The organism is Pseudomonas sp. ArH3a, assembly GCF_022648765.1.
Taxonomy (GTDB): domain Bacteria; phylum Pseudomonadota; class Gammaproteobacteria; order Pseudomonadales; family Pseudomonadaceae; genus Aquipseudomonas.
This window is the reverse complement of sequence record NZ_CP080330.1, coordinates 5,922,310-5,932,500: the sequence shown is the minus strand read 5'-3', so window position 1 is coordinate 5,932,500 and position 10,191 is coordinate 5,922,310. Positions and strand designations below refer to the sequence as shown.

The following is a 10,191-nucleotide window of genomic DNA, read 5'->3' as shown; positions in this document are numbered from 1 at the left end:
TCGAGCAGGTACGAAAGTAGGTCTTAGTGATCCGGTGGTTCTGTATGGAAGGGCCATCGCTCAACGGATAAAAGGTACTCCGGGGATAACAGGCTGATACCGCCCAAGAGTTCATATCGACGGCGGTGTTTGGCACCTCGATGTCGGCTCATCACATCCTGGGGCTGAAGCCGGTCCCAAGGGTATGGCTGTTCGCCATTTAAAGTGGTACGCGAGCTGGGTTTAGAACGTCGTGAGACAGTTCGGTCCCTATCTGCCGTGGACGTTTGAGATTTGAGAGGGGCTGCTCCTAGTACGAGAGGACCGGAGTGGACGAACCTCTGGTGTTCCGGTTGTCACGCCAGTGGCATTGCCGGGTAGCTATGTTCGGAATAGATAACCGCTGAAAGCATCTAAGCGGGAAACTAGCCTCAAGATGAGATCTCACTGGGACCTTGAGTCCCCTGAAGGGCCGTCGAAGACTACGACGTTGATAGGTTGGGTGTGTAAGCGCTGTGAGGCGTTGAGCTAACCAATACTAATTGCCCGTGAGGCTTGACCATATAACACCCAAGCAATTTGACTACTTCGGACTTGGAAACAAGTAGAAGCATCAGATTGCGGTGTGTGAAGACGATAGAACCGAAAGTTCGATCTCACAAAACACCGAAAGCTATCACATACCCAATTTGCTGAAGCGAGGCCATAAGGTCACGACTCAGTACCCGAATTTCTTGACGACCATAGAGCATTGGAACCACCTGATCCCATCCCGAACTCAGCAGTGAAACGATGCATCGCCGATGGTAGTGTGGGGTTTCCCCATGTGAGAGTAGGTCATCGTCAAGATTAAATTCCAGAACCCCTGTTTGCTAACGCAAACAGGGGTTTTGTTTTGGGCGGTCGAAAACTGTAGCAACCTATGGACCATCGCTTAATGCGGCCCGCCTCGTTTGCAGCTTGCGGTCGCCTTCAATGCTAAAGTCCATGCCTCGATTTTGCTTTTCCCAAGGAAGCCGTTATGCCGGATGCGACGTCCCTCAGCGCTGGATTCATGGTGGTTCACGGCAACCGCCTGGACGAACTGCGCAGCCTGGTAGTCAGCTGGATGCGCCGTTATCCGCTCGCTCCCCTGGAAAACGAAATCGCCCTGGTGCAAAGCAACGGCATCGCCCAATGGCTGAAACTAGCCCTGGCCGAAGACCCGGAAGAGGGTGACACGGGCGGCTGCGGCATTGCTGCGGCCATCGATGTGCAGCTCCCCGGCAGTTTCATGTGGCAGCTCTATCGCATGGTCCTGGGCAAAGACGAGATCCCACCCAAGTCCCTGCTCGATAAAGCCCCACTGACCTGGCGCCTGATGCGCCTGCTCCCGGAGCTCATCGACCAACCGCATTTCGAGCCCCTGCAGCGCTTCCTCACCCACGACACTGACCTACGCAAACGCTATCAACTCGCCGAACGTCTGGCCGACTTGTTCGACCAATACCAGGTCTATCGCGCTGACTGGCTAGAAGACTGGGCCGCCGGCCGCCACCAACTGCGCAATGGTCGAGGTGAATCAAAACCCCTTAACCCCGCGAACTGCTGGCAGGCAGAACTATGGCGTGCACTGCTGTTGGACGTAGGTGAAGAGGGCATGGCCGAAAGCCGCGCCGGTGTTCACCAGCGCTTCATCGAACGCATCAATACCCTGGAGAAAGCCCCGCCAGGCTTGCCGTCCCGAGTGATCGTTTTCGGCATTTCGTCACTGCCCGCGCAAGCCCTGGAAGCCCTCGCCGGCTTAGCAAGGTTCAGCCAAGTCTTGCTCTGTGTGCACAACCCTTGCCGCCACCATTGGTCCGACATCGTCGCCGACAAAGACCTGCTGCGTAACGAATACAAACGCCAAGCGCGCAAGGCTGGCATGCCGGTCGTCATCGACCCACAAACCCTGCACCAGCACGCACACCCGTTGCTCGCCGCCTGGGGCAAACAGGGCCGTGATTACATCAGCCTGCTGGACAGTTACGACGACCCCAACAGCTACCGCGCCGCCTTCCGCGACGGCCGCATCGACCTGTTCAGCGAAAGCGAGCCCACTACGCTGCTCAATCAGTTGCAGGACGACATTCTCGAACTGCGCCCACTCAACGAAACACGCGAGCTGTGGCCGGGCGTCGACCTCAATAACGACAGCTCCATCCGCTTCCATATCGCCCACAGCGCCCAACGCGAAGTGGAAATTCTCCACGACCAATTACTCCAGCGCTTCAGCGCCGATCCCACGCTGCGCCCGCGCGACATCATCGTCATGGTCCCCGACGTCGACAGCTACGCGCCGCACATTCGCGCCGTGTTTGGCCAGCTTGAGCGAAGCGACCCACGCTTTATCCCGTTCACTCTCACCGACCAAGGCCAGCGCGGCCGCGACCCTCTGCTGATCGCCGTCGAACACCTGCTCAAACTCCCCGACAGCCGCTTCCCCGTCAGCGAAATCCTCGACCTGCTCGACGTCCCCGCCCTGCGCGAACGTTTCGCCATCAAGGAACGCGATCTGCCTACGCTGCACCGCTGGATCGAAGGCGCAGGCATCCGTTGGGGCCTTAATGCCGAACAACGCGCCGGCCTCGGCCTTCCCCATGAGCTGGAACAAAACAGCTGGCGGTTCGGCCTGCGCCGCATGCTGCTGGGTTACGCCGTCGGCACCGGTGTCGCCTGCGACGGCATTGAACCCTACGACGAAATCGGCGGCCTTGACGCGGCCCTCATCGGCCCCCTGGTCTCGTTGCTCGATGCGCTAAACGACGCCCATCAAGCCCTGTCCCAACCGGCAGCCCCTCAAGCATGGGGCGAGCGCCTGCAACGCCTGATGCAACTGTTCTTCCTGCCCAGCAGCGAACACGACGACTACCTGCTGGGCCAACTCGAACAGCTCAGAGAAGACTGGCTGGAAACCTGTGAGTCCGTCGGCCTACAAGATGAGTTACCGCTCACCGTAGTTCGTGAAGCCTGGCTGGCCGGCTTGGACCAAGGCCGGCTGTCCCAGCGTTTTCTCGCTGGAGCTGTCAATTTCTGCACCCTGATGCCCATGCGCGCCATCCCGTTCAAACTCGTCTGCCTGCTCGGCATGAACGACGGCGACTACCCGCGCGCGCAACCGCCGCTGGACTTCGACCTGATGGGCAGCGACTACCGCCCCGGCGACCGTTCCCGCCGCGAAGACGACCGCTACTTGCTGCTCGAAGCCCTGCTGTCCGCCCGCGACCAGCTCTACATCAGTTGGGTAGGCCGCAGCATCCGCGACAACAGCGAGCGTCCGGCCTCGGTACTGATCGGCCAACTACGCGACCATATCGCCAGTGGCTGGCATAACGCACACACAGAACAACCGCTGCTGGATGCGATGACCCAGGAACACCCGCTTCAACCGTTCAGTGCCCGCTACTTCCATGCAGGCGATCCGCTGTTCAGCTACGCACGCGAGTGGCAGTTGCTCCACGAAGCACCCGACGCTCTCTTAAAAGAAGACGAACTGGCGCAACACCAACAAGAAGAACCCTTGAGCCTCGGCCAGTTGCAGGACTTCCTGCGCAACCCGGTCAAACACTTCTTCAGCCAGCGTCTGAAAGTGTTCTTCGAAGCCGCCGAAGTGCCGCTGGCCGATGAAGAACCCTTCGTGCTCGACGCGCTGCAACGCTACAGCCTCAGCGACAGCCTGCTGAACGCCGCACTGACCCAGCCCGACCACGTGGATCGAGCGCTCAACGCCCAAGCACTGCGCCTGCAAGGCAGCGGCTTGTTGCCGATGGTCGGTTTTGGCGAATGCCTGCGTAACGAACTGATCGAGCCTCTGCCCGATCTGCTGCAGCGCTACCAACACTTATTGGCGCTCTGGCCCACGCCACAAACAACCGCCGAACCGATCAGTTTTGAGCATCAAGGCCTCCAGCTGGAAGGCTGGATCAGCGGCCTGCATCGGCGCGGTGATGGCGGATTGCTAAGTGTGACCACCATCCCCAACAGCATCGGCTCAATCAAGACGCGCAAGTGGCATCGCCTTATCCGCCCGTGGGTCAATCACGTGGTCGCCTGTGCCTGCGGCCTGCCGCTCAGCACCGGGTTGGTCGCCAGTGACGACACCTTGCTCCTGGCCCCGCTGGAAAAGTTCGCTGCCCAGGAAATCCTCGGCAACCTGCTGCTGGCCTGGCACACCGGCATGCGCAAACCACTCCCGGTTGCCGTCAAAACCGCCTTCGCTTGGCTTGGCCAAACCGACCCCGCCAAGGCCCAGGCCGCCGCCAGTAAAGCTTACGAAGGCGACGGCCTGACCACCGACGGCGAACGCCGCGAAACCCCGGCGCTCACCCGCCAGTTCCCCGACTACGCCACGCTCATCGCCAGTGAAGAATTCGAAGGCTGGGCCGAAACCCTGTATCGCCCGTTGATCAACGCCCCCTGGCGATCGCTCAGCAGTGAGGAGGCCAGCGCATGATCACTAAACCTTTGGCTCTGGCCTTCCCGCTCAAAGGCAGCCAGCTGATTGAAGCCAGCGCCGGCACCGGCAAGACCTTCACCATTTCCGCCCTGTATCTGCGCCTGGTGCTGGGCCACGGTGGTGATGAGTCTGGCTTCGGCCGCGAACTGTTGCCGCCGCAAATCCTGGTGGTGACCTTCACCGACGCCGCCACCAAAGAGCTGCGCGAACGCATCCGCATTCGTCTGGCCGAGGCCGCGCGCTTCTTCCGCGAAGAAATCGAGCAACCGGACACCCTGATCGCCGACCTGCGCGACGAATACCCACCCGAGCAATGGCCAGCCTGCGCCAATCGCCTGGACATCGCCGCCCAATGGATGGACGAGGCCGCCGTCTCGACCATCCACAGTTGGTGCCAGCGCATGCTGCGCGAACATGCGTTCGACAGTGGCAGCCTGTTCACCCAAACCCTGGAAACCGACCACAGCGACCTGCTCGGCGAAGTGCTGCGCGACTACTGGCGGCTGTTCTGCTACCCGATGCACGACGACGCGCTCAATTGGGTACGCAAAAATTGGAGTGGCCCCGCCGCGCTGATGCCGCGCGTGCGTGCGCTGTTCGGCAGCGAACGGCCTACCGACGAAAGCCGCGAGCCCGCCGAGCTGATCAACGCCTGCCTGCAAGAGCGCCGCCAAGCGCTGGTCACCCTCAAGGCGCCGTGGCAACAATGGGCCGTCGAGCTGCGCGACATCTGCCTGCAAGCCGTGGCCGCCAAAGCCGTCGATGGCCGCAAGATGCAAGCGCGTTACTTCGAGCCCTGGTTCGAAAAGATCAGCGCCTGGGCCGCTGACGAAACCGTTGAGCAACTGGACATCGGCACCGGCTTCACCCGCCTGACGCCCGACGGCATGGCCGAAGCCTGGAAGGGCGAGCCGCCGCGCCATCCCGGCATCGACGCCATGGCCCACCTCAAAGCCAGCCTCGACGCGTTGCCCACCCCCGACGCCGCCGTGTTGCAACACGCCGCCGGCTGGGTAGGTAAACGCTTCGAAGAAGAAAAACGCCGCCGTGCCGAAATGGGCTTCGACGACATGCTGATCCGCCTCAACGCCGCCCTGCAAACAGATGGCGGCGAGCGCCTGGCCAGTGTGATCCGCGAGCAGTTCCCGGTCGCCCTGATCGACGAATTCCAAGACACCGACCCGGTGCAATACAGCATCTTCGACAGCATCTACCGCATCGAAGAAAACCACCTCGACAGCGGCCTGTTCCTGATCGGCGACCCCAAGCAGGCGATCTACGCCTTCCGTGGCGCCGACATCTACACCTACCTGCGCGCTCGCCAGTCCACCACCGGCCGCCACCACACCTTGGGCACCAACTTCCGCTCCAGCCATGCGATGGTCGAGGCGGTGAACCACGTGTTCCAGCGCGCGGAAACCGGCCGTGGCGCATTCCTGTTTCGCGAGCCGAATGGCGATAACCCGGTGCCATTCCACTCGGTGCTGTCCCAAGGCCGCAAAGAGCAACTGCAAGTCGATGGCCACACGCTGCCGGCGATGCACCTCTGGCACCTGCCCACCGATCAACCGATTTCCAACGCGGTGTATCGCCAACAACTGGCCGCTGCCTGCGCCACGCACATTGTCGAGTTGCTCAATGGCGGACAGCAAGGCACGGCCGGCTTCGTAAAAGAACACAGCTTTAAAGGCGTACTGCCGTCAGACATCGCCATCCTCGTGCGCGACGGCAAGGAGGCCCAAGCCGTGCGCGCCGAGTTGGCCGCCCGTGGCTTGCGCAGTGTGTACCTGTCGGACAAAGACTCAGTCTTCGCCGCCCAGGAAGCCCACGACCTGCTGGCCTGGCTCAAGGCCTGCGCCGAGCCGGACGTCGAGCGCCCACTGCGCGCCGCGCTGGCCTGCGTCACCTTGAACTTGTCATTGCCGGAACTGGAGCGTCTGAACCAGGACGAATTGGCGTGGGAAACCCGCGTGATGCAGTTCCGTGGCTACCGCGCGATCTGGCGCAGCCAAGGCGTGCTGCCGATGCTGCGGCGGCTGCTGCACGATTTCAAACTGCCGCAAACCCTGATCGCCCGCAGTGACGGCGAACGTGTGCTGACCAACCTGTTGCACCTCAGCGAGCTGCTGCAACAGGCCGCGTCGGAGTTGGACGGCGAACAGGCGCTGATCCGCCATCTGGCTGAGCACTTGGCGCTGTCGGGCCAGGCCGGTGAGGAGCAGATCCTGCGCCTGGAAAGTGATGAGCAACTGGTCAAGGTGGTGACCATCCACAAGTCCAAAGGCCTGGAATACGACTTGGTCTTCCTGCCGTTCATCTGCTCGGCCAAACCGGTGGATGGCAGCCGTCTGCCGCTGCATTACCACGACGAACACGGCAAATCCCAGGTCAGCCTGCGGCCCACCGCCGAGCTGATTGCCCAAGCCGACGATGAGCGCCTGGCCGAAGACCTGCGCTTGTTCTACGTCGCCCTCACACGCGCCAAACATGCGTGCTGGCTCGGCATTGCCGACCTCAAGCGCGGCAATAACAGCAGCTCGGTACTGCACCTGTCAGCCCTGGGTTACTTGCTCGGCGCCGGTGCATCGTTGGGCGAGTCCGCCGCACTGGCGCGCTGGTTGCTGGACCTGCAAGAAGGCTGCGCCGCCATCCACTACGCCCCCGTGCCCGACGCGCAAGACAGCCTGTTCCACCCGCCGCGCAACGAAGCCATCTTGCTCGCGCCGTTGCTGCCCAAGCGCAAGGCCGCTGAAAACTGGTGGATCGCCTCCTACAGTGCATTGCGCATTGGCGACAGCATGAGCGCCGCGCCCCTCGAAGCGCCGGAAAGCCCACAAGCCCAGAAGCTGTTCGACGACGAGCGCCTCGACCCTGATGCACCGCGCGAAGTGGCGGCGTCCGGCGGCGACATTCACCGTTTCCCACGCGGACCTAACCCCGGCACCTTCCTCCACGGCCTGCTGGAATGGGCGGGAGAGGAGGGTTTCAACGTCACCCCCGAGGCCATCGCAAAAGCCGTGGGCGCGCGCTGTAATCGGCGCGACTGGGAAGGTTGGATCGTCACCCTCAGCGGTTGGCTGGGCCACCTGCTGCAAACGCCGCTGCCTGTGGATAACGATCGCGTCACCCTGAGCAGCCTGCAGCAGTACCAGATTGAAATGGAGTTCTGGTTCGCCAGCCACAAAGTCGATGTGCTCGCCCTCGACAAGCTGGTGTGCCAATACACCCACAACGGAGTGTCCCGCGTCGCCGCCGAACCGGTGCTGCTCAACGGCATGTTCAAAGGCTTTATCGACCTGACCTTCGAACACGACGGCCGCTATTACGTGGCCGACTACAAATCCAACTGGCTCGGCCCTGACGATTCGGCCTACACCTTAGACGCCATGGAACAGTCGATCCTCGAGCATCGGTACGACCTGCAATACGTGCTTTACCTACTGGCCCTGCACCGCCAACTCAAGGCACGCCTGCCGGATTACGACTATGACCGCCACGTCGGCGGTGCGCTGTACCTGTTCCTGCGCGGCACCCAAGCCGTGAGCCAGGGCGCCTATTTCACCCGGCCACCCCGGGAACTGATTGAAGGCTTGGACCTGTTGTTCCAGGGCAAACCCATACCGCCCAAGGTCGAGCCCGCCTGGGAACAAGGAGTGCTGTTATGAGCCTGTCGCCGTTACCGCTTGAGGCGTTAGTGCCCCTCAGCCGCGCCGCGGACCTGGTGCAACTGCTGGCGCGTTGGGTTGACCGTGGCTGGCTGCGCGCGCTGGACAAAGCCTTCGTCGGCTTCCTGCACGAACTCGATCCGCAGGCCGACCCGCTGGTCTTGCTCGCTGCCGCATTAACCAGCCACCAACTGGGCCATGGCCACGTGTGCCTCGACCTGTTCGAAACCCTCAAAGCGCCGGATTTCGCCTTGTCGCTGCCACCCGAAGGCGACCTGCAAACCGGCGCCATGGTGTTGCCGTCGCAATTGCTCGACGGCCTCGACGGCGCCCATTGGTGCCATGCGTTGGCCTCGAGCCAATTGGTCGCGCTGGCCGTCGATGGCAGCGACGCCGCGCAAAGCCGCCCCTTGGTGCTGTCCGGCAAACGCCTGTATTTGCGCCGCTACTGGACCTACGAACGGCGCATCGACACGGCTTTGCGCCTGCGCCTGGCCACCCAGGAAAACGTCGCGGCTGATTTGCCGCAGCGCCTCAACAGCCTGTTCGACCAGCCGCCGCCCGATGGCGTGATCGACTGGCAGAAACTCGCCTGCGCCCTGGCCACTCGCGGTGCCTTCAGCATCGTTACCGGCGGCCCGGGCACCGGCAAGACCACCACTGTGGTGCGCCTGCTCGCGCTGTTGCAGGCGCCCGCCGTGGAAGCCGGCAGCCCGTTGCGCATCCGTTTGGCCGCGCCCACCGGCAAAGCCGCCGCACGCCTCACCGAATCCATCAGCCAGCAAGTGCTGTCGCTGAACGTGCCGGGCAGCGTGCGGGAAAAAATCCCGACCCAGGTCACCACTGTTCACCGCCTGTTGGGCAGCCGCCCGGGCACGCGGCACTTCCGCCACCACATTGGCAACCCATTGCCCCTGGACGTGCTGGTGGTGGACGAAGCCTCGATGATCGACCTGGAAATGATGGCCAACCTGCTGGACGCCTTGCCGCCTCACGCACGCTTAGTGTTGCTGGGCGACAAGGACCAACTCGCCTCGGTGGAAGCCGGCGCCGTACTCGGCGACTTATGCCGCGACGCCGAAGCCGGCTGGTACAGCCCCGACACGCGCCAATGGCTGCAAGCAGTGAGCGGCGAAGACCTCAGCGCCAGCGGCCTGCACGAAGACCTCGACGCCACCCACCCACTGGCCCAACAAGTGGTGATGCTGCGCTACTCGCGGCGTTTCGGCGAAGGCAGCGGCATCGGCCAACTGGCGCGCTGGGTCAACCAGCAAAACGCCGAAGAGGCGCGCAAACTGCTCGCCGCCCGCAGCCACCACGACCTGTTCTGCCTCAGCCTCAAGGGCGAGCACGACCATGCCCTTGAGCGCCTGGTGCTGGACGGGCAGGGCGACGAAGCCCAGGGTTATCGCTATTACCTGAACCTGCTGCAAAGCGCGCGCCCAGCCCTCGATACACCCCGTGAAGACTTGGCCTGGACCCACTGGGCCCAGCAACTGCTGCAAGCCTTCGACGCGTTCCAACTGCTCTGCGCCGTGCGCAAAGGCCCCTGGGGCGTGGAGGGGCTGAACCTGCGCATCACCGCCGCCTTGCGCAAAGTGCGGCTGATCGAAGGCGACGACCAATGGTACGAAGGCCGCCCCGTGCTGATGACCCGCAACGATTACGGCCTGGGCTTGATGAACGGTGACATCGGCATCGCCCTGAAGCTGCCCGAAAGCGACGGCGGCCCCCACGTGCTGCGCGTGGCCTTCCCACGCAACGATGGCCAGGGCGGCGTGCGCTTTGTACTGCCCAGCCGTCTGAATGACGTAGAAACCGTGTACGCCATGACCGTGCACAAATCCCAGGGCTCGGAATTTACCCACACCGCGCTGATCCTGCCGGATGCACTGAACCCGGTGCTGACCAAAGAACTGATCTACACCGGCATCACCCGCGCCAAGCGCTGGTTCAGCTTGATCGAACCGCGTGGTGGCGTGTTTGAGGAAGCCGTACGGCGCAAGGTCAAGCGCTTGAGCGGGCTGATGCTGGAATTGGACGTGCCGGCTGAAAAAAACTGACTGATCG

General features: G+C 62.6%; 3 protein-coding genes and 2 rRNA genes (1 of these 5 only partly in view). All 5 read left to right on the top strand.

The genetic code is table 11. From position 1 onward, the window contains the following. Nucleotides 1-542: ribosomal RNA gene (locus K0P33_RS27235) — 23S ribosomal RNA — on the top strand; it begins 2,350 nt to the left of the window's first position. A 170-nt stretch (nt 543-712) separates the two neighbouring features. After that, nucleotides 713-828 (top strand): 5S ribosomal RNA (rrf, locus tag K0P33_RS27230). Between the two features lie 172 nt (nt 829-1,000). Continuing rightward, on the top strand, nt 1,001-4,453 hold the full coding sequence (gene recC, locus K0P33_RS27225) for an exodeoxyribonuclease V subunit gamma (RefSeq protein ID WP_242152529.1): 3,453 nt from the start codon (nt 1,001-1,003) through the stop codon (nt 4,451-4,453). After that, nucleotides 4,450-8,121 (top strand): exodeoxyribonuclease V subunit beta, encoded by a 3,672-nt coding sequence (gene recB / locus K0P33_RS27220; RefSeq protein WP_242152525.1) that lies wholly within the window; start codon nt 4,450-4,452, stop codon nt 8,119-8,121. Before recC ends, recB begins: the two co-directional genes overlap by 4 nt. Next, the gene (gene recD, locus K0P33_RS27215; protein ID WP_242152522.1) at nt 8,118-10,184 is read left to right on the top strand and encodes an exodeoxyribonuclease V subunit alpha; all 2,067 of its coding nucleotides are present in this window, start codon (nt 8,118-8,120) and stop codon (nt 10,182-10,184) included. The genes recB and recD overlap by 4 nt, the downstream gene beginning before the upstream one ends. Nucleotides 10,185-10,191: the final 7 nt, after the last annotated feature.